Genomic DNA, 21,065 nt, shown 5'->3' with positions numbered 1-21,065 from the left:
ACCGACGATTTGACACGCCTGAGGGATTAAGGTCGCAGTGAAAATCCATTATTGTTGCGCAAAGCGCTACAATAATTAGTTGAACGCGGCCCCCTAGGCAAGGGATAATCGTCGTCAGACGATAGTTAATTTATAGAATTATTCGTACGTCACCATAAAGTACTTCTTCTTGCCGCGGCGGAGGATAGTGAACTCGCCCTCAATCTTATCCTCATCGCTCAACTCATACTTCAAGTCCTGCTCACGCTCACCATTGATATAAATTGCACCATTACTAATATCCTCACGTGCTTGACGTTTAGAAGAAGAAATACCCGTTTCCACAATCGCTTCAACTAAATTCGTAGTGTCATTAGATAAAGTGACCTGTGGCACATCTTTAAATCCTGCTCTTAATTCATCAGCAGAAAGTGATTTCAAATCACCACTAAATAAAGCTTGTGAAATACGAATCGCGTCATCTAAAGCCTCTTGTCCGTGAATAAAGCGTGTCACATTTTCAGCTAACGCTTTTTGTGCTTCACGTAAATGAGGAGCTTCCTCTAATGATTGTTCTAGTTTCGCAATCTCATCTTGATCTAGGAAAGTAAAGTATTTTAAGAATTTAATAACATCGTCATCTGTCGTATTAATCCAGAATTGGTAGAACTCGTAAGGGCTCGTCTTTTCAGGATCTAACCAAACAGAACCACCTTCAGTCTTACCAAACTTTTTACCATCAGCCTTAACTACAAGAGGAATCGTTAAACCATAAGCTTCAGTTTGTCCGTACATACGACGCATGAGCTCGATACCGCTTGTGATGTTACCCCACTGATCTGAGCCACCGACTTGAACCTTACAGTTGAGTTCGCGATTAAGGTGACCGAAATCAATCGCTTGCAAGATCGTGTAGGTAAATTCTGTGTAAGAAATACCATTCTCTAGACGTGTTTGAATAGAGTCTTTACCCAACATGTAGTTCACACCAACATGTTTACCATAATCACGTAAGAAATCGATGAGTGAGATTTGGCTTAACCAATCTTTATTATTTACGAGTACGGCCCCTTTTTCTGTACCAAATTCAAATAAACGATGCATTTGTTGGCTAATGCCTTCAACATTGTGTTGAACTTGTTCTTCAGTTTGAAGTGTACGTTCTTCTGATTTACCTGAAGGGTCACCAATCATACCTGTTCCCCCACCGATCAAGACAATAGGACGGTGGCCATGTTCTTGGAAACGACGTAATGTCAAGAACGGCAGTAAGTGACCGATATGTAAGCTATCCGCAGTTGGGTCCGCTCCACAATAAAGTGTGACTTGTTCTTTATTTAATAACTCTTCAATTCCCGCTTCATCCGTTTGTTGATAGATGAGTCCTCTCCATTTTAATTCTTCAATTAATGCATTAGACATGTTGATTCCTCCCTAGTTTTATATAATTAACCTAAATGTTATACAAAAAGTGTTACAGTTCAAACCTTGCAAATACGTTATCCCTTTTAAAGCCATAAAAAATACCCCTACGATCACGTAAGGGCGCATATTGCACGGTACCACCATACTTAACTTTCAGTCAGCTTTATTAATGATACGCTCATTAATGAAACGTTGGATTATAACTTCACTATGAGGTGTATTCATCAAAGCCATTATACTAGTTTGCATCACCCACTAGCTTTCTGAAATAATAGACTTTCACTACTTGTCCTCTAATCCAAAGAGATATCGAATTGCTTTATATTATAAGTAACAGTGCTTTAAAAGTCAATGTCTCCAAATATGTTATACTTATCTTAAATAAATTGGGAGGTGCGCTATGCTCGGTAACGACAAGCATAAGGCAGAACAGCATTCGCATACTAAGCTTGCTCGATTTGACTTCTACTACGATCGAATTAAACAAGGGCTCACATTACTCGTTCTAGTGGCGACAGGAGTCATCTGTTTGAGCTTTATCGTCACACTATTGTACTTTCATCATTTGACGCAGGCTCAAAGCAAGATTTCTGATCAACAATTGCGAACTGACTTATTACACTTTCCTGGAGACGACGGATTGAACCGTAACGTTTCGGACGTGACTAGTGAGTATGATGATTCACTTAACAGCCTAGTCGTTGGCCCGCGCTCAGTCAATAACCACGTGGTAGATGCCCTGCTCGCTTCAGAGGATACGTCGTTCTACCGGCATAAAGGTGTTCTGCCCAAAGCCTTGTTCCGAGCGATGTTTCAGGATATCTTTAATGCAACTGTGTCGTCTGGTGGTAGTACGATTACGCAACAGTTAGTTAAAAACCAAATTCTTTCCAATGAAAAAACGTATAGTCGGAAAGCGAACGAGATCGTCTTAGCGATGCGCACTGAACATGTACTGAGTAAAAAAGAAATTCTCTACACCTACCTAAATATCGTGCCATTCGGTAGAGACTTTAAAGGAAATAACATTAGTGGTATAGCTCCCGCTTCCTATAGTTTATTTGGCAAGTCTCCTAATGAGCTCAACGTGGCTGAATCTGCTTATCTTATCGGTTTACTACAAAGTCCTTATACTTATACGCCTTATCATGAAGACGGTACGCTTAAGACGAAAGCGCGTTTACAAGTAGGTATTGATCGTCAACATTATGTATTACGACGCATGCGTGTTGAGAATAAGATTAGTGAAAAGGACTACGAACAAGCGAAACATTATGATATTGCACAACATTTACAAACTGCAAAGTAAAACCTCATACTATGTAAAAAGACCTCACTCCACTCTGGGAATGAGGTCTTTATTAGGATAACAACAATTCAATGAAATCATGTGTACTCTAACTCACTGGTATAAGCGTGAGATTAGAATAAGCCAACTGCGTGACCATCATCAGTCACGTCCATGTTTAACGCAGCTGGTTTCTTAGGTAAACCTGGCATAGTCATAATTGCACCAGTAAGTGCTACGATGAAGCCAGCACCTGTTTTCGCTTCTAATTCACGGATTGTGATTTCGAAGTCTTCAGGCGCACCAAGTTGTGATGCATCGTCTGAGAATGAGTATTGTGTCTTAGCCATACATACTGGGTAGTTGTCCCAACCATTCTCTTTGAAGCGTTGTAATTGTTTTTTCGCTTTACTACTGAATGATACAGATTTACCACCGTAAATTTCAGTAACGATTTTTTCGATTTTTTCTTCGATGGATAAGTCTAAGTCGTAAAGACGTTTGAATTCTTGTAGTTGGTCGATGACTTCTAATACTTGGTTAGCTAAGTCAATACCACCTTGACCACCTTTTTCCCAAACTTCAGTTAAAGCAAGGCGTACACCGTGTTCTTTCGCCCATTCTTTAACGAATTCAGTTTCAGCATCAGTATCGTGAACGAATGCATTTAATGCAATAACTGGTTCTAAACCGTATTTACGTACGTTGTCTACGTGACGTTCTAGGTTAACGATACCTTTTTTAACTGCTTCTACATTTTCTTCTTTCAAGTCGTCTTTAGCTACGCCGCCATGCATTTTAAGCGCACGGATAGTCGCAACGACAACGACTGCTGAAGGTTCAAAGTCAGCTGCACGTGATTTGATATCGATAAATTTCTCAGCACCTAAGTCTGAACCGAATCCTGCTTCAGTTACAACGATGTCAGCTAGATCGCGAGCTGTTTGAGTAGCTAGAACTGAGTTACAGCCGTGTGCGATGTTTGCGAATGGTCCACCATGAACAAGTGCTGGTGTACCTTCGATAGATTGAACTAAGTTAGGTTTGATCGCATCTTTCATGATCATTGCTAAAGCACCTTGAACTTCAAGATCAGCAACTGTCACTGGTTTACGGTCTCTAGTGTAACCGATAGTGATGCGAGCAAATCTTTCTTTCAAGTCTTTAATATCTGTAGCAAGACATAAGATAGCCATGATTTCAGATGCCACTGTGATGTTAAAGCCATCTTCACGTGGTACACCTTTAGTTGGGCCACCAAGGCCTACTACGACGCTACGTAATGCACGGTCGTTCATGTCTAAGACACGTTTCCATTCGATACGACGTTGGTCGATACCGAGTGCATTACCTTGATGTATATGGTTATCGATAAATGCAGAAAGCGCATTGTTTGCTGTAGTAATTGCGTGGAAGTCACCGTTGAAGTGTAAGTTGATGTCTTCCATTGGGAGTACTTGTGCGTAACCGCCACCTGTAGCTCCGCCTTTAATACCGAAAGTTGGTCCTAATGCAGGTTCACGAAGCGCTACCATAACATTTTTCTTCAATGCGTGGAAAGCGTCAGAAAGACCTACAGTTACTGTAGATTTACCTTCCCCTGCTGGTGTTGGACTCATCGCAGTAACTAATACAACCTTACCTTTTTTGTCATTGCCTTTGATTTGGTTAATATCAATCTTCGCTTTGTAATGACCATATGGTTCTAGCGCGCTTTCAGGAATACCTGCAGCTTTCGCTATTTCAGTAATTGGTTGAAGTGTCGATTGATTCGCAATATCTAAATCAGATAATTGTGCCAACTTAATTCGCCCCTTTTTTAATTATTAAAATAAAAAATGAAACATGTAATTGAATAAAACTGTGTTACAACGTTTACATATTTATCTTAACTGACTTTATACGCCTTGTCGATTATTTTAAGATAACGCTTTCACGTAATTCATGTATTCTTATATGATATGTGCCGAAATCGACGCATTTTGTAGTATTGCACGCGAAAAATATGTTTATCCAACCTCGCAGATTTTCTACTCTCATTCAATCGGTACACCCATGCATTTAACATCTGTATGTATAGGTTAGCACAACGTTTCCTATTCCCTACTTACCTTAAAATTTCACAAAAGGCTCGAAAAAGCACTACACTTTTCCGAACCTTGAGCATTTCTATTTTATTTAGCAATCAATGTGGATGGGGGTCGACATTGATAGATTTCATCATAGCATCAAACATTGTTGGATTATAGTTCATTATTAATAGTAAGAGAAATTGTAGTTCGATAACATTAATCTTCCATCGTACTCAAGTCGCCTTCTGGTAAATCGAGTTCCCAAGCTTTAAGTACACGACGCATAATTTTACCTGAACGCGTCTTAGGCAATTTATCTTTAAACTCAATTTCGCGAGGTGCTGCGTGTGCCGCTAAACCTTTTTTAACAAACTGACGGATATCTTCTTTCAACTCGTCAGATGGTTCGTAGCCTTCTTTAAGCGCTACAAAGGCTTTAATAATTTCACCTCTGACACGATCAGGTTTACCAATAACACCTGCTTCAGCAACCGCTTCATGTTCGACTAACTTAGACTCAACTTCGAATGGTCCTACACGTTCACCTGCTGTCATAATGACATCATCGACACGACCTTGGAACCAGAAGTAGCCATCTTCATCTTTATACGCTGAGTCACCAGAAACATACCAATCTCCAATGAAGTAAGAATCGTATTTCTCTGGATTCTTCCAAATCGCAACCATCATTGAAGGCCAACCCTTTTTAATAGCTAAATTACCCATCCGATTGGCTGGTAATTCGTTCCCTTGGTCATCAACGATTGCTGCTTCAATACCTGGCAACGGTTTACCCATAGAACCGAGTTTGATATCCATCGTAGGATAGTTAACGATCATGTGGCCGCCTGTTTCAGTCATCCACCACGTATCAAGTACACGTAGTCCATAGACGTCTTTCGCCCACTTGATGACCTCAGGGTTAAGCGGTTCACCTACTGATAGAATAGATCTGAGTGAAGATAAATCATAATTCTTAATGACATCATCACCTGCACTCATCAACATGCGTAAAGCAGTCGGAGCTGTGTACCAAATCGTCACTTTAAAGTCTTCAATCATTTGATACCACGCTTCAGGTGAGAAACGGCCGCCTGCAATACAGTTCGTTGCACCATTTAACCACGGACTGAACACACCGTAAGACGTGCCTGTAACCCAACCCGGATCTGCCGTACACCAGTAAACATCATCTTCTTGGATATCGAGCACGTATTTACCTGAGATGTAGTGAACCATCATAGCACGTTGCTCATGTAGTACACCTTTAGGTCGACCTGTAGATCCAGATGTATAGTGTAGGATGAGTCCATCATCTAAATTGAGCCATTCCATATTGAAATCTGTGCTCGCTGCTTTCATTTCTTGGTTAAAGTCAACATAATCATCATCAACATCATCATCGACCACAACAACTGTTTCCAGATGAGGCAATTGATCCACTGGTATACGTGGGAGTAAAGTATTTGTCGTAATAATGACTTTCGCCTCACTATTTTCCAAGCGGTCTGTCACTGCTTTTTCCATAAAAGCCTCAAACAACGGACCTACGATGGCACCTAACTTAAGAATTCCCATAAATGCGAAATATAGCTCAGGTGTACGCGGCATAAAGATAAATACGCGGTCTCCTTTGTTGACATTCGCTTTATCTTTTAGAACATTTGCTGCTTGGTTAGAACGCTCTTTCATTTCTGTGAAAGTATAACTTTCTGTACGTTGCTCGTCTTGATAATGCAGTGCAACTTTATCACCGCGACCTTGATCGACATGCTTATCGATACATTCGTAAGCCATGTTAACCTTTCCTGTCTCTGACCAGGTAAAAGCTTTCTCGACTTCTGACCAATCAAAGTTACGATATGTTTCTGTATAATCTTGAAGATTGAAATTCCCTTTGTCCCCTTTATAAATTTCAACTTTCATAGAAAATCCCCCTTATTTATTGTAACCGCTTACAGTTTGTATTATAAACAATTATCAACAATTTTCAAAATAATTCCAAAATAATTTACTTTTAGGTATAATACATGTAAGGATTTTTCTTTGGGAAGTAGGAACAATATCACATTGAGACCGATGAATGAATTCAAAGGAAGTGCTTACAATGATTCATGTGAAAACTTTTCAAAAGCGAGAATTACAGACGGAAGATGGACAATTCGTTATTGAAGGGCCTCTATCACGTCAAAAGTTGGAGCAATTAACGTTTGATGAAGGACTTCACGCCTTTCGACCTCCACAAGAGCAATTTGAAGCGCTCAAAGAAATAAGCGAGTTGAGTGAAGGGCGTATCTATGTCATACGGCAACAACAACATATTATTGGCTATGTCACCTATCATCATCCAGATCCGCTTGAGAGATGGTCTGATGGCCAGCTCGAGTATTTAATCGAATTAGGTGCGGTTGAGTTAAGTGCTGCTTATCGTCACCTGCACTTAGGGAGTCAGCTGATTCGACTCAGCCTTGAAAGTGATGAATTTGAAGATTACATCGTTATAACAACTGAGTATTATTGGCACTGGGATTTGAAGCAAAGTGGTTTAGATGTCTTTGAATATAAAAGGCTCATGCAACATTTGATGAGCCACGGCGGATTAGAAATCTTTGCGACCGATGATCCAGAGATTACGAGTCATCCCGCAAATTGTTTGATGGCACGTATTGGCTCACGTATTAGTCTAGAACAACAGCAAGCATTTGATGATTTGCGTTTTCAGAATCGCTTTTTCTTTTAAGATATCTGTAAGCGGTAATGATGTTTCTCGACAAACAAGGGGTTGAAATTTATCGAAAAAGGGAGTTGGGAAAGATGGGACATTTCAAAACGGGGTATGTTTATTCAAATGAGCTTCTTAAATATCGCTTTGGTGATGAGCACCCTTTTAACCAAATGCGATTGAAACTCACTACAGAGCTATTAGAAGACATGGGTGTGCTAGATCAGCAGCACATCATCACGCCTGAAATCGCATCTGAAGAAACGTTAGCTCTCGTCCACACATATGACTACATCGAAGCAATTCAACATGCGTCACGAGGCATATTGAGTGATATTGAGGCACGTAAGTATGGTTTGGATGATGAGACGAGTCCGTTCAAACATATGCATCAACATAGCGCCCGTATTGTGGGCGGTGCTTTAAATCTGGCGGATGCGATTATGACTGGCAAGGTTCGGAACGGTTGTCATCTCGGTGGTGGTTTGCATCATAGTTTGCCTGGTAAAGCGAATGGGTTCTGTGTCTACAATGATGTGGCAGTTACAGCAGCTTATTTAAGCGAGACATATGATGCGCGTGTACTCTGTATTGATACCGATGCACATCATGGAGATGGTACACAATGGTCATTCTATACGAATCCGAATATATTGAATTATTCTATTCATGAAACGGGCAAATTTCTCTTCCCTGGAACGGGTCATTATACAGAACGTGGCAAAGAACACGGGTATGGTCACTCTGTTAATCTGCCACTTGAACCCTTTACTGAAGACGATTCTTTTTTGGAGTGTTTTAAAACGTCGATCAGCGCTGTCATTGAAGCCTTTCGACCGGATATTATCTTAAGTGTACATGGTGTTGATTTACATTACTTAGATCCACTGACACATATGAGTTGCACACTTGAAAGCTTGTATCAAATACCATATATGATTCAACAGCTTGCTGAAAGATACACTGATGGCAAAGTACTCATGTTTGGTGGTGGCGGTTATAACATTTGGGATGTGGTACCACGAGCTTGGGCGCATGTTTATCTTGCCCTTCAAGGTCAACCCATTCAGCGCGGCCCTCTTCCAGATGCCTGGCTTAACAAGTGGCAACCTTATAATACAGAACCGCTTCCGACTACTTGGACAGATGAGTGTAAAAATTATCAAAGTGTACCGCGAGCGAAAGAAATTAGCGAGAAGAATTGGGAGCGAACACAACAAATTTGTAGCTGGTTTGAATAAAACAGTTGAAATCATGGGAGCATTATTAAGGATTATATGCCTTGCACTTGGCTATTTCCAGTTTGATAACCAATACTGCCAAGCTAACTCAGCGCCCTTTTACCACACAAAAAGACATTGTGAAGTCGCATCCTCATAGAATATGAATGCCTCACAATGTCTTCTGCATAGTATTATTTAGTTGTACCACGATACTCAATACGATGTGGCAAGATCACGTTTGGATCCTCGATTTCTTCCTCTTTCATGTACTTCGTCAATAAACGCATGCCTACTGCCCCAATATCATAGAGCGGTTGAATTACGCTAGAAAGTTGAGGACGAACCATTTCAACTAAGCGCGTATTATTGAAACTAATCACTTGTAATTCTTCTGGTACTTTCACGCCGTTATCTTGTGCACTGTGAACGATACCGATAGCTTGCTCATCACTGATGGACAATAAAGCATCAACTTGCGCTAAATCAAGTTGTTCGTATGCACGTAAACCGTCCTTATACGTTTCATCTCCGTTGTAAATCATCTTGTCATCAAGTTGCAAGCCATGTTGAGATAAGACATGCTTTAAGCCTGTCAGTACATCTTCTTGCGCCTTCTTAGAGTAATCTCCGCCGACGAACGCGAAAGATTGTGCGCCTGACTCAATAAGATGTTCTGTAATTTCTTCTGCAGCACTTTCGAAATCAATATTTACAGAAGCGATATTGTCATCTTTACCATTCGTACCAGAGACAACGACTGGAATAGATGCTTTGTTAATCAAGTCTTTCATTTCTTCAGAAATTGTACCACCTAAGAAGATGATACCATCAACTTGTTTACTTAATAAGTTATTAAAGATTTCTTTCTCTTTAACCGGATCATTGTCCGAATTTGAAATGATAGAGTGATATTGATACATTGTCGCAATATCTTCTAAACCACGTGCAAGTTGAGAATAATACACGTTAGAAATGTCAGGAATAATCACTCCGACAGTTGTCGTACGTTTACTAGCCAAGCCTCGTGCGACTGCATTCGGACGATAATTTAATTTCTTGATAACCTCATTTACTTTATCTCGCGTTTCAGGTTTCACATTCTGATTTCCATTTACAACTCTTGAAACTGTGGCCATTGAAACACGAGCTTCTCTCGCTACATCATATATCGTTACAGTCATAAGCGACCTCCTCGTAAGCGTTTCAACGTATGTCATATACGCTTTCATAATTGTTTTCATAGTTTATCATAAATCACGTTGGAGTAAAATGAATCCGTCTCGGTTGTCACAATGATGTCAAACCCGGTAAATTAATTATTCCATATAAACGATATGACTTTCTTTTATTTTTACACATTAATTAAATTTTAACCTATCATGGTGAGTCGTTTTTGAAAATAAAGGTAAATAAGTACAAACTTCGACAAAATATCATTATTCCAAGAATTTAAGATACATCAATACAATGTAAGGTTGCCAAAAGCTGTAGGCGCCTTTGACAACCTCGTTATCACAAGTCATTTTCACAATAACTTAACGAATTGAACTGAAAATAATGCTACGCTTCCCTATCCTCTGACGACTAAAGTTCACCGTTATTGTACTTGTCGATTAAAGGCTTTAGCTCATTATAGAAGTGGTTGAACTCATTGAGATCCATTTGTTGACCGCTGTCACTTAGCGCGACTGATGGATCAGGGTGAACTTCTGCCATTACACCGTCTGCACCTACAGCTAATGCTGCTTTGGCAGTTGGTAACATGATATCTTTGCGACCTGTACTATGTGTCACATCGACCATCACTGGTAAATGCGTACCTTGTTTCAGAATAGGTACTGAAGAAATGTCTAGCGTGTTACGCGTTGCATTCTCGTACGTACGGATACCGCGTTCGCAAAGGATGATGTTCTGGTTACCTTCTGAAGCAATGTATTCTGCAGCTTTAATAAATTCTTCAATCGTTGCTGATAATCCACGCTTGAGTAAAATCGGTTTATTCGTACGTCCTGCTTCTTTCAATAGCTCAAAGTTATGCATATTTCGTGCACCAATTTGGAACACATCTACATATTGATCTGCCATTTCGAAGTCTGCAGGATTAACGATTTCACTTACGATGTTTAAATTATATTTATCTTTCGTGTTTTTTAAGATCTTGAGTCCTTCTTCGCCTAACCCTTGGAAATCGTATGGAGAAGTACGTGGCTTAAAAGCACCGCCACGAATAAATTTCTCACCTTTGCTCGCTAAGTCTTCAGCTACTGCATCAACCTGTTCTTGAGACTCAACGGAACATGGTCCGAAGACGAATGATTTGTTGCCGTCGCCGATTGCACCACCATTGTCAAAGTGAACGACAGTATCTTCCGGCTTCAATTTACGTGACACATATAAGTGTTTTTCATTGTCTACTTTCTGTAAATCTGTAGAAGCTTTGAAGATTTCTTTAAATAGTTGCTTGATTACGCTGTCTGAGAAAGGTCCTTCATTCTTATCAATGAGCGCATTTAACATTTCCTTTTCGCGCTTAGGATCATAAACTGTAATTCCTTGTTTGCGTTTGACGTCGCCAATTTTTTTTGCGACCTTTCCTCTTTGTGTTAATAAATCGAGTAATTGTTCATTGATATTAAAAATTTCTTCTCTGTATTGTTGTAATTCGTCAGTCATAATTTTCACCTCTATGTATAGTCATGTTATATCTTGCTTTAAAGCGATAAAATATTTAGTATTGTCCATTCTAACAATTAACGTGAAACACTTCAAATAAGTTACATTTTTCTTTTGTTATTCAATAGCTTTAAAGTACCGAGTCCTCTTCACTCTATATAGCGAGTCAACATATTCTTCTACTTCACTAAAAGCAAAAAGGTTCAAGTCAGGTTGTTATGTTTGACTTGAACCTTGTGCGTAATGAGCGATATCAATGTTAAACAGCTCATTACTCATCACTTTAAAGTACTCAATATTTATTTATCATCGAAAGTACGTTTTTCGATTTTGCTCTTCGTCTTCTTACCTTTTGTATTGTTTGATTTATTGTTGTAAGAAGGCACGGATTGTTGATCTTTCGTCGTATCTACAGTTGAGCTTTCAGTTGCTGAAGCGATGTTATTTTTACTTTGTTTTGACGATTTGTCAGCTTTATCGTGTTGGATATGACCATTTTCAAATGATGCTTTTGAATGCGTTTGTGGTGCTGATTTCTTAGCATCTTTAGGTTTAGTTACATTTTGTTTCTTAGATGATGATTTAGATTGTGATTTGGTACCTTTAGCATTTGATTTCTTTTGCGCACTTGCTGTCTTTTTCTTCGAAGTTGTTTGTTGTGATTTGTTAGAAGAAGTTGATGTTTTCTTCGTATTCTTAGCCTTGGATGATGAAGCCGCTTTTGTCGTTGTTGCAGATTTCTTCTTGTTTGAAGTCGACTGTTGAGAAGTTTGAGCTTTTTTATTTTGACCTTGCTTTTCAGCATCTTTTTGAGTTTTGGTATAAGCAACCACTGCTTTGGCATATGATGGCGCTTTATCAATAGACTCTGCTGTGAGTGCTGGAACGATATAAGGCTTAGCGACCTTCGTAATTGGTGTTTCAGTCATTAATGCTTCTGTACGTGTTGCTACTTTAGCGTCTTGCTTCATTCGTGCTTGTTTATCTTTCGCTGCTTTCGCAAGGCTTTGACCTTTAATTGTCGTATCTTGACCACCTGTTAAGTGTGGCACTTTAAATGATTGACCAGGGCTAGCAATTGGTGCTTCAGTGAATAATTGACGCGTTTGTTCAGCGACTTTACTGTTAGTGTTCATCGCTTGCTTTTTATCTTTAGCTGCACGAGCCAACTCAGCACTACCACTACTTTGGCCGAGTAAGTTTGGCACTTCGAAACCTTTACGTGGTGATGCAATGCCAGGACTCGCGAGTAATGCGTCAGTACGTTGTGCTACTGTTTTATCTTCTTTAAGCTGAGCGCGTTTCTGTTGAGACGCTTGAGCAAGACGTTGAGCTGAAGATTGTTGATTTTTATCGACTTGATGTAAAGCATCATTTTTCTCTTCTTCCTCTAGTTGAATCGCTGCTTGTTGTGCTTCTCGTTCTTGCGCTGTAGGTTCTTGATTTGAATTGATTTGATTCAATTCAGTTCCTTGCTTATGTTGTGCATCTGAAGATGAGGAAGATGTTGTTTCCTGTTGAGTTGCTGTTGTTGTACTGTCAGATAAGTCGTTAGTTTCTTCTTTAATCGCTCTTTGTTGTGCATTTAATTCTTGTTGTGATGGTGTTTCTGTTTCATCAATATTTTCAAGATCTGAATCAGTCGTTTCTCGTTCTGATAAAATGTTCTCTTGACCCACTGGAGAAGTGTCAGATAGTTGGTGATCAGAACTTTCTTGTTGAATGGCAGCTTGTTGTGCACTGAGTTCATCGGAAGTTGGAGTTTGGTCTGCATTGTAAGCATGACCAATGCGACCTTTAATCGTTTCGACTTGATCCTCAGCTAAAGCTTGCTCTTGACGTGTCGTTTCGTGGAGGTGTTGATCAAATTGCACTTCCTCTTGAGGCACTTGCTTTTTCTTCTTCGCTTTATTATTAGCAAATAAACCGATAGCTGAACCAATGACGGTTCCGAAGACGAAGCCAAAGACGAAATTATTAGGTTGATAGCGACTCGTATGAGGTCTCATAGTAAAATCTTGCTCGCCTCTTTCATAGTCATCGCGATTATAATGTTGCATATTTAAAGCCTCCTATAACAAATGCACTTAAACAAAGTGTAATACCTCATTTAAGTGCATTATGATATTAAGTATAATTTATTTTTTCTCTACGTGTGTAGTATAGCTTGCATTGCGGTCGTTAGCTACGCTATTTGATTTGTAGTTTGCACTTTCTCTACGTTGTCTTCTGTTTTGCCATTTGTCAGCAATTTCCATTGCTACATTTGACCATTGGACAACTTGTGAAATTTTGTCTTCGTTTTGAGAAATATTATGCGTAATAGAGTTTGTTACACGGTCAACTGAACCGTTAAGCGTTTGAACTGAGTCGCCGATACCTTTCACAGCATCTACTACTGAGTTTAAACGTTCAACTTTGCCTTGGATATCTTCAGTTAAACGGTTTACTTTGTGTAGTAAATCAGTTGATTCACGCGTAATACCTTGAACTTGACCTTCTACACCATCAAGTGTTTTCGCAACATGGTCTAAGTTTTTCTTAACTGAAACGAGCACGACAACGATTCCAATACATAGAATTAAGAATGCAATCGCTGCGATAATTCCAGCAATGGGTAAAATCCATTCCATTAAAAACGCCTCCTAAAATACATATGTTGTTATTTATTTTAAATACCCAACTTATTTTAACATAAACATCAGTTATGGTATTAAAATTCAGTTATTTTACCAGCATGTGCGGTATAGGCACGTAAGACTTTCTGAATGTCTCCTGCACCCATGAACAAGATGACAGCGGAAGGATAGTCATCGAGTTGATCGACCGTATCTTCGCTGATCAACTGCGCCCCATCGATTCGATCGATTAAATCTTGAATCGTTAGTTCGCCACTGTTCTCACGTATAGAGCCAAAAATGTCGCATAGGAAGACATGATCTGACTCGCTTAAGCTTTCCGCAAATTCATCGAGAAAGGCTTGCGTACGTGTGAATGTGTGCGGTTGAAAGACTGAAATAACTTTCTTGTTCGGATATTTCTTACGTGCTGATTCAATTGTAGCATTAATCTCTCTCGGATGGTGAGCATAATCGTCAACAAGAACCTGATCTCCAAGCTCTGACTCATTGAAACGACGTTTAACGCCGCCAAATGTTTCTAACGCTTCTTTAATATTCTCAACATCTAAACTTTCGAAATAACATACTGCAATTACAGCAAGCGCATTGAGAATATTATGATCACCATATTGAGGAGATAAGAAAGTATCGTAATATTTACCTTCGATATAAACATCAAATTGTGTACCTACATCACTAATTTGAATATTTTGCGCATAAATATCATTATCACTATCTAACCCATAGTAATAAACAGGGACGTCCACAGATAACTTACGGAGATAGTCGTCTCCGCCCCACGCAATAATCGCTTTTTTAACATTATCAGCCATTTCTTGGAAAGCACTGAATACATCATCAATGTCTTTAAAGTAATCTGGATGGTCAAAATCCACGTTCGTCATGATCGCATAGTCAGGATGATAGCTGAGGAAATGACGACGGTATTCACAGGCTTCAAAAGCAAAGTAATCGCTCGCTGGAATACCTAAACCAGTGCCGTCACCGATGAGGAATGACGTCTTCTTGTCGCCATTCATCACGTGAGATAATAATCCTGTTGTTGACGTTTTGCCGTGTGCACCAGTCACTGCCACTGATGTGTATTGATTAATCACGTGAGCTAAGAAATCATGATAACGAATAATTTCTAAGTTTAAATCACGTGCTCTGACAATTTCTTCATGTGTATCTGGAAATGCATTCCCTTGAATCACGGTCATACCTTCGTGAATATTGTCCGCACTGAAAGGAAGTACTTTGATTCCTTTATTTTTTAAAGCCACTTCGGTAAACACATACTGATCGATATCTGAGCCTTGAACTTCATGGCCTAAATCGTGCATGATTTGAGCTAAAGAACTCATCCCTGAGCCTTTGATACCAACGAAGTGATAGTGGGTCATAATTAACAACTCCTTAAATCCTTTAATTAAATCTGTTCTAAATCAGCTTCGGTTATATATACATCTCGTGGTTTAGACCCGTTTGCTCCTGAGATATAACCGAGTTGCTCTAGTTGGTCTACGATACGTGCTGCACGATTATATCCAATTTGGAAATGTCTTTGTATAAGTGAAGTTGATATATTACCCTCTTGAACCATAAAGTGACATACATCCATAAAGAGTTCATCTTTAGGTTGATTTTCGTTTTTCTTTAACAGTTCTTGCTCTTCAAATAGATAATCTGGTTCACGTTGTTTCTTAATGTAGTCGACAACCTCATCAATTTCCTCATCAGAAACAAAGGTACCTTGAACTCGAATTGGTTTATTCATACCGCTTCCGAGATACAACATATCACCATAACCTAAGAGTCGTTCAGCACCGCCGCTATCTAAAATCGTGCGTGAATCGACACTTGAAGAAACCATGAAGGCGATACGTGTCGGAATGTTAGCTTTAATCAGTCCTGTGATGACATTCACTGAAGGACGTTGTGTGGCTACTAACATGTGAATACCACATGCACGCGCTTTTTGAGCGATACGTGCAATCGATTGCTCAACCTCTTGTGGTGACATCATCATAAGATCTGCTAACTCATCGATAACGATTACAATTTTAGGCATACGATCTTCGTACGCAGCTTTCTTATTAAAAGCAGTGATGTTACGCACATGGTATTTCGCAAATAATTTATAACGGCGTTCCATCTCGTCCACAGCCCATTTCAAGCTTTGTGTTGCCGCTTTAACGTCAGTAATTACCGGCGATACAAGATGAGGTAAATCGTTGTAAGGTGCAAGTTCAACCATCTTAGGATCAATGAGTAATAGACGTAACTCTTCTGGGTGATTCTTATATAGTAAAGACATCAATATACTATTGATACATACCGATTTACCTGAACCTGTTGCACCAGCAATGAGTGCGTGAGGTGTCTTCGCAATATCCATCAATAATGGTTCATTATTGATGCGATAGCCCATCGCTACGGTTAACTTAGACTCTGCATTCTTAAAGGTATCTGTTTCAATAATAGAGCGTAAATTCACTTTCGTAGCTGAATTATTAGGTACTTCAATACCGACTAAGCTCGTGCCTGGTATCGGCGCTTCGATGCGAATATCTTTCGCCGCAAGTGCCATCTTAATATCATCTTGAAGTGCCGTGATGCGTGAGACTTTCACACCCTTTTCAACGGAAAGTTCGAAGCGCGTCACACTTGGACCTTCAGTAACGTGTTGAACTTCGGCTGGCACATTGAAGTAGTAGAACGCATCATTGAGTTCTTCTTTCTTCTCATTAATCCACGTCTCATCAATTTCATGTGCTTCCGGCTCTTCTAGTAAATTGATATTTGGCAAGTTCAAATTCGGCCCTTTGCGAATTTGTTGCTTCGGTTGTTGTGTAGATGATGCTTCTTGTTGACGTGTAGCCACTCCCGTTTGTTGTGTATCTGCCATATTTTGAGTATTTGCGTTGTCATTTTCAGGGACATCGTTTTGGCTTCCATTCATTTCTTGAGATGGCTGTACATAAGGCTGTTGTATTTGATCATCTTGCTGAAGATTTGTACTGTTCTCTTCTTGATCCTCATTGTAACTTTCGCCACTTACTTGAGTTTGTTGATTAAAAGGTTGTTGCCTACGCTGTTGTTGGTGTTCATTCTGTTCATGTGCATGCATAGAATCATGCGTTGATGATTGCGCTTCACTATCTCTATATTGCGTATCCGTTTCAACACCTAAATGATTATTGACGTCTTGTTCATGTTTATGATGCGCTTCAGAAGATTCACGACTCGTATCAGTGTGTGTATTAGAAGTCTCATCATTCTGTTGTTGTGCATGGCTTTGAGTTTCAGCTTTAGTTACAGTATCTGTTTCAGATTCTTGTGTGTCATTTTGGTGAGAGTCATTTTCATAAGCCATTGGTGCGCTCGTTGAGTGAGTGGATGATGGTGTTTCACTTGTGCGAGCTTGTTGCGTATGAGTTGGTTTCATTTCAGGTTTCAACTCTGGCTCTTTAACTGTATAATCTTTCTTCTTACGATTCATTGCACGTTTGCGATCTGATGGTGTCATTAAGACGTTAAACGGTTTTGCACCTTTACGTATTTTTGGTTTTTGCTTAGATGCCGCATGTTGAACTTTCTGATCTTGTGACTGAGATTGTTGTTGACCTTGCTTGCGTTCTTCTGAATGAGATGATTCTTCCTGTTTGTCGTCATCGTGTTCCCCATCTGATGTAGTGACTTGCTCATCTGACTGTGCTTGTTCTTCTTGATTTGGGTTCGTCGTAGTTACATTAGCTAAATCTTGATGTTCTGTAGAATCCTTTTTATCGGCTACATAGTCTGAGTCATCTACTAACGGTTGATCATCTTTTGTTTTTTTAAGTTGAGATTGCTCATCCTCTTGTTGCTGCACGTCTTCTTGTTGAGGCGTTGTTGTATCATTCGCTTCATCTTCTGCATCTAAGTCGTTTTGAGGTGACGTCATATCCTCAGAGTACTCTGTTTCATCGTCATTTTTAACCTCGTTTGACTCTGCAAGATGCTCTGCTTGATCTTGAGACTCATCCTCTTCTAAATCACGGTACTGTGCATCAGTTACCTCTTGATTATTGAAACCATCATAAGATTGAGCATGCACGTTAGCATTATCTTGAGACGTTTGCGATGTTTGTTGAGGTTCTTGAACATCCTCCACACTGCCGTCTACTTCTTGACTTTCCATCTCCTCTTCTGACTGATTAGCCGTATCCGCTTTGTCAGAAAGATGATGTGATTCTGAAGTTGGCTCTTGAATCGCATGCTCATTTGCAGAATCTGTAGCAGTGACATCTACTATGACATCGTTATCGTCTAACTGTTGCACATTACGCACATCATCCAGATTCACCTCTTCATAGTTAAAATGAGAAGTGGAATCTTCATTAACGTCAGTATCTGTCTCACCTTGTTGTAGTGATTCTTGATTGTCTGTGTCCTCGTCTAGTGAGCTTTCACCTATGTAACGTTTCGCCTGATTAGCATACATTTCATCAATGGCTCGTTGTACGCTATCCTCTTCTTCATCGTGTTGTTGTTGACGTTTCTGTTGTAATGCTTTCTTAAACTGACGTTTTTGTAGCACTTTGCGTTCACGTTCACGACGAATTTCTTCCACGATTTGAGAAGCATAAATATTTTCAATATTAATCGTATTATTGCGGGAACGTGCACGTGTATTTGAACGCTGTGTTGTGCTATTTCTTGATGCATCGCGAGAACGTGATGCAGCCGCTTCAGTCTGCTGCTCGCTACGTTCTGGTTGTGAAGCTTGCTCATTCTGAGAAGATTGAGAGGACTGCGTATTCGTTTCTGAAGACGCGCTACGGTTATTCCCCTCTTTATCAGAATAATTTAATGCATCAGTATCTTGCGTCCGGTAACTTTTATCATGCTGTTGATTTTCGTGAGATTGCTCGTCTTCAACCGGTGGAATCACACCATTATCAAGCTTTCTTCGTTGATGCGTTCCAAAGATCGCTGATGGTACTTCAGATGCTTTGAACTCTCTTGTCGCATAGTTACGAGGTTGCGTATCTTGACCTCGTTTAGAATGTGCACGTAATGCTTCAGTCTGAATACTTTTACGTTGATGTGAACTATTCGGTTGAGTTTGGCGTTGCGTACGTGTTGAAGCGCTTGCACGTTCAAATGATGGCGCATCATCATTGTGCTCTTGAACATGGTGATCAACGCGATGACGATGTCTTTTTCTAGAACGTGAAGGTGTTGTATCTTCTTCTTGTTGATGTGGCGTAAATCTCTCTTCACTTAATTCCTCGTGTGAAGTTGTTTCATGTTGCTCCTCTTCTAGCACGCGCATTGGAAATCTAAACTTACCTTTAGGTCGTTCATAAATATCATTATTTTGAGGTAATAACGTATGTTGTTGATCATATTTGGCTTTTTGTCTTCTATGGCTACGTTTGTTGAGATAATCTTTATTAGGATTATCTTGTTCTCCAAATAATTTATCGAACCAGCTCATACTGTTCGTTACCTCCTTTTAGTCTTCGAAAAACGGTTGACCTACTGAATAACTGTCATCTAGCACCATGATTCCTTTTTCTTTCGGTGCATTAGGTAAGTTCAGTTCTTTCATCGAGCATACCATTCCACTACTTGGTACGCCTCTAAGTTCAGCATCTTTAATCACCATACCACTTGGCATTACTGCACCTACTTTAGCAACCACAACTTTTTGCTCCGCTTCAACGTTAGGTGCACCACATACAATTTGTAATTCCTCATCACCGATATCGACTTTAAGAATGCTTAATTTATCCGCATTCGGATGTTTTTCCTTGCTTGCGACGTATCCCACGACAAATTTAGGTGATAAATCAACAGATAATTGATAATTTACTCCTGCTTGGTCAAGTTGTTGTTGAAAAGCATTTACGAGACCTTCTGTTAACTTAATATGTCCGTTCCCTTCAACACCCGCTTTACTAGCTTCAAAGATATTAAATCCGACAACTTGATCTTCTTGATAAAGCGTTACAACATTTCCTTTCTTGTCATAATTAACAGGGCCTGTTACAGGTTCTAATTGAAGAAATGCAACATCCCCTACGCCTTCAGGATTATAGAATAAATTCATTGAACAAACTCCTTATTTCTGATCTTTATTGTTATATTTCTGACGTGTCGCCTCTAAGCGTTGAATCACGTTAGGATTTCTCTTTTGTTTATTATTTTTACCTAGAATAAAGATAGGCTCTAAATGACCTTCTTCATAGCCAAATGATAGTGAAGTAATAGGCACAAGCCCTTTAGTGAAGAATTCCATCGTTAAATGTGCCATCACGTCATATCCAGTCTTGTTGCGAATATCTGCGATGATCAACACATCTTGGTGAGGAATTGCGACAAGCATTTCTCCTTCACACTGTTGCTCGAATTCGTTAAGAAAACGCGTGTTGAGAATACGACTTGCATCATAACCATCATTGGAATTGACAAAATAAAAGATATTCCCTTTCACTTCATCAGTCTTATAGGGATTATCTAATTTACGGACATTAAATAATGCCATTTCTTTCAGTTGTTGTTTCGTAATTTGAAGTTCTTTCAACATGTCTTCATCGATTAAGCGATAAGATTTACCGAGATCTAACGCATAGTAAGTTAATGTTTCTGCAGTATGTTCTTCGTAAACGAAAGGTGTGCCTTCATTATTTTCTTTTTGAAAGCTCGGTGCTCTCATGACAGGCATCACTTTGATATCATCTAAGTCTTCTAAGGCTGTGCCACCCATTTGTGAAATAGCTTCTTCCACATAATAGACAATTTCGTCTACGATATCTTCTTTTTGTTCTTTATATTTAGCAACGATAGATTGTAGCTTTACCGTTACACCTTTATGATTATCAGTACGATAGATACGTAAAGTTTCTTCTTCACGATCGTAACTAAATTTAACATCTAAATGCTTTAAGCGAGATTTAAGTTTATCTCTCATTTGAAAGACGTTCATACTCAACACTCCTCTAAGCGTTTCTCTCTACAGTTTACAATAAATATACCCTTACGAACAGAAAAAAAGTGGTTTGTAAGGGT

At 39.5% G+C, this 21,065-nt stretch carries 14 protein-coding genes; 3 read left to right on the top strand and 11 right to left on the bottom strand.

Going from position 1 to position 21,065, the window contains the following annotated elements; translation table 11 throughout:
• Nucleotides 1-138 precede the first annotated feature (138 nt).
• Nucleotides 139-1,401 carry a tyrosine--tRNA ligase gene (gene tyrS / locus CD126_RS03720; protein WP_049407815.1) on the bottom strand — a complete coding sequence of 421 codons (1,263 nt, stop codon included), beginning with the start codon at nucleotides 1,399-1,401 and terminating at the stop codon, nucleotides 139-141.
• A 403-nt stretch (nucleotides 1,402-1,804) separates the two neighbouring features.
• Here tyrS and CD126_RS03715 point away from each other — a divergent pair, with 403 nt between their 5' ends.
• On the top strand, nucleotides 1,805-2,713 hold the full coding sequence (locus tag CD126_RS03715; protein WP_049407813.1) for a transglycosylase domain-containing protein: 909 nt from the start codon (nucleotides 1,805-1,807) through the stop codon (nucleotides 2,711-2,713).
• 113 nt (nucleotides 2,714-2,826) lie between these two features.
• Here CD126_RS03715 and CD126_RS03710 read toward each other — a convergent pair whose 3' ends face one another.
• Together CD126_RS03710 and acsA are read right to left on the bottom strand one after the other, a co-directional pair.
• On the bottom strand, nucleotides 2,827-4,494 hold the full coding sequence (locus CD126_RS03710; RefSeq protein WP_103370054.1) for a formate--tetrahydrofolate ligase: 1,668 nt from the start codon (nucleotides 4,492-4,494) through the stop codon (nucleotides 2,827-2,829).
• Between the two features lie 486 nt (nucleotides 4,495-4,980).
• Nucleotides 4,981-6,690, bottom strand: a complete 1,710-nt coding sequence (gene acsA, locus CD126_RS03705; RefSeq protein WP_103370053.1) for an acetate--CoA ligase — start codon at nucleotides 6,688-6,690, stop codon at nucleotides 4,981-4,983.
• 181 nt (nucleotides 6,691-6,871) lie between these two features.
• On the opposite strand from acsA, the gene CD126_RS03700 reads away from it, so the two are divergent.
• Nucleotides 6,872-7,504, top strand: a complete 633-nt coding sequence (locus tag CD126_RS03700; protein ID WP_103370052.1) for a GNAT family N-acetyltransferase — start codon at nucleotides 6,872-6,874, stop codon at nucleotides 7,502-7,504.
• A gap of 74 nt (nucleotides 7,505-7,578) precedes the next feature.
• Nucleotides 7,579-8,727, top strand: a complete 1,149-nt coding sequence (locus CD126_RS03695; RefSeq protein WP_049407805.1) for an acetoin utilization protein AcuC — start codon at nucleotides 7,579-7,581, stop codon at nucleotides 8,725-8,727.
• 173 nt (nucleotides 8,728-8,900) lie between these two features.
• Here the strand turns inward: CD126_RS03695 and ccpA are convergent, their stop codons facing one another.
• The 8 genes from ccpA to CD126_RS03655 form a co-directional block, all read right to left on the bottom strand.
• On the bottom strand, nucleotides 8,901-9,890 hold the full coding sequence (ccpA, locus tag CD126_RS03690; protein ID WP_049407803.1) for a catabolite control protein A: 990 nt from the start codon (nucleotides 9,888-9,890) through the stop codon (nucleotides 8,901-8,903).
• Between the two features lie 403 nt (nucleotides 9,891-10,293).
• A complete protein-coding gene (locus tag CD126_RS03685; RefSeq protein WP_049407802.1) occupies nucleotides 10,294-11,382 on the bottom strand; it encodes a bifunctional 3-deoxy-7-phosphoheptulonate synthase/chorismate mutase in 1,089 nt (362 codons plus the stop codon).
• Between the two features lie 299 nt (nucleotides 11,383-11,681).
• Nucleotides 11,682-13,442, bottom strand: coding sequence for a hypothetical protein (locus CD126_RS03680; RefSeq protein ID WP_049407800.1), 1,761 nt, complete (start codon nucleotides 13,440-13,442; stop codon nucleotides 11,682-11,684).
• A 78-nt stretch (nucleotides 13,443-13,520) separates the two neighbouring features.
• A complete protein-coding gene (locus CD126_RS03675; RefSeq protein ID WP_002471234.1) occupies nucleotides 13,521-14,015 on the bottom strand; it encodes a DUF948 domain-containing protein in 495 nt (164 codons plus the stop codon).
• 80 nt (nucleotides 14,016-14,095) lie between these two features.
• Nucleotides 14,096-15,409 carry a UDP-N-acetylmuramate--L-alanine ligase gene (murC, locus tag CD126_RS03670; RefSeq protein ID WP_049407798.1) on the bottom strand — a complete coding sequence of 438 codons (1,314 nt, stop codon included), beginning with the start codon at nucleotides 15,407-15,409 and terminating at the stop codon, nucleotides 14,096-14,098.
• Nucleotides 15,410-15,435: 26 nt separating this feature from the next.
• Entirely contained in the window at nucleotides 15,436-19,491 is a 4,056-nt protein-coding gene (locus tag CD126_RS12095; RefSeq protein WP_169931236.1) for a DNA translocase FtsK, read from the bottom strand.
• A gap of 18 nt (nucleotides 19,492-19,509) precedes the next feature.
• Nucleotides 19,510-20,106: a YtpR family tRNA-binding protein gene (gene ytpR, locus CD126_RS03660; protein ID WP_049407794.1), complete on the bottom strand. Its 597-nt coding sequence runs from the start codon at nucleotides 20,104-20,106 to the stop codon at nucleotides 19,510-19,512.
• 12 nt (nucleotides 20,107-20,118) lie between these two features.
• Nucleotides 20,119-20,982: a DUF1444 domain-containing protein gene (locus CD126_RS03655; RefSeq protein ID WP_002471188.1), complete on the bottom strand. Its 864-nt coding sequence runs from the start codon at nucleotides 20,980-20,982 to the stop codon at nucleotides 20,119-20,121.
• Nucleotides 20,983-21,065: the final 83 nt, after the last annotated feature.

Source organism: Staphylococcus pettenkoferi, from assembly GCF_002902685.1.
Taxonomy (GTDB): Bacteria; Bacillota; Bacilli; order Staphylococcales; family Staphylococcaceae; genus Staphylococcus; species Staphylococcus pettenkoferi.
This window is presented reverse-complemented; position numbering and strand designations above follow the sequence as displayed.

Excerpts from the sequence above, each read along its gene's own strand:
- tyrS (WP_049407815.1), bottom strand. The coding sequence starts at position 1,401 with ATGTCTAATGCATTAATTGAAGAATTAAAATGGAGAGGACTCATCTAT.
- CD126_RS03715 (WP_049407813.1), top strand. The coding sequence starts at position 1,805 with ATGCTCGGTAACGACAAGCATAAGGCAGAACAGCATTCGCATACTAAG.
- acsA (WP_103370053.1), bottom strand. The coding sequence starts at position 6,690 with ATGAAAGTTGAAATTTATAAAGGGGACAAAGGGAATTTCAATCTTCAA.
- CD126_RS03700 (WP_103370052.1), top strand. The coding sequence starts at position 6,872 with ATGATTCATGTGAAAACTTTTCAAAAGCGAGAATTACAGACGGAAGAT.
- CD126_RS03695 (WP_049407805.1), top strand. The coding sequence starts at position 7,579 with ATGGGACATTTCAAAACGGGGTATGTTTATTCAAATGAGCTTCTTAAA.
- ccpA (WP_049407803.1), bottom strand. The coding sequence starts at position 9,890 with ATGACTGTAACGATATATGATGTAGCGAGAGAAGCTCGTGTTTCAATG.
- CD126_RS03685 (WP_049407802.1), bottom strand. The coding sequence starts at position 11,382 with ATGACTGACGAATTACAACAATACAGAGAAGAAATTTTTAATATCAAT.
- CD126_RS03680 (WP_049407800.1), bottom strand. The coding sequence starts at position 13,442 with ATGCAACATTATAATCGCGATGACTATGAAAGAGGCGAGCAAGATTTT.
- CD126_RS03675 (WP_002471234.1), bottom strand. The coding sequence starts at position 14,015 with ATGGAATGGATTTTACCCATTGCTGGAATTATCGCAGCGATTGCATTC.
- murC (WP_049407798.1), bottom strand. The coding sequence starts at position 15,409 with ATGACCCACTATCACTTCGTTGGTATCAAAGGCTCAGGGATGAGTTCT.
- CD126_RS12095 (WP_169931236.1), bottom strand. The coding sequence starts at position 19,491 with ATGAGCTGGTTCGATAAATTATTTGGAGAACAAGATAATCCTAATAAA.
- ytpR (WP_049407794.1), bottom strand. The coding sequence starts at position 20,106 with ATGAATTTATTCTATAATCCTGAAGGCGTAGGGGATGTTGCATTTCTT.
- CD126_RS03655 (WP_002471188.1), bottom strand. The coding sequence starts at position 20,982 with ATGAACGTCTTTCAAATGAGAGATAAACTTAAATCTCGCTTAAAGCAT.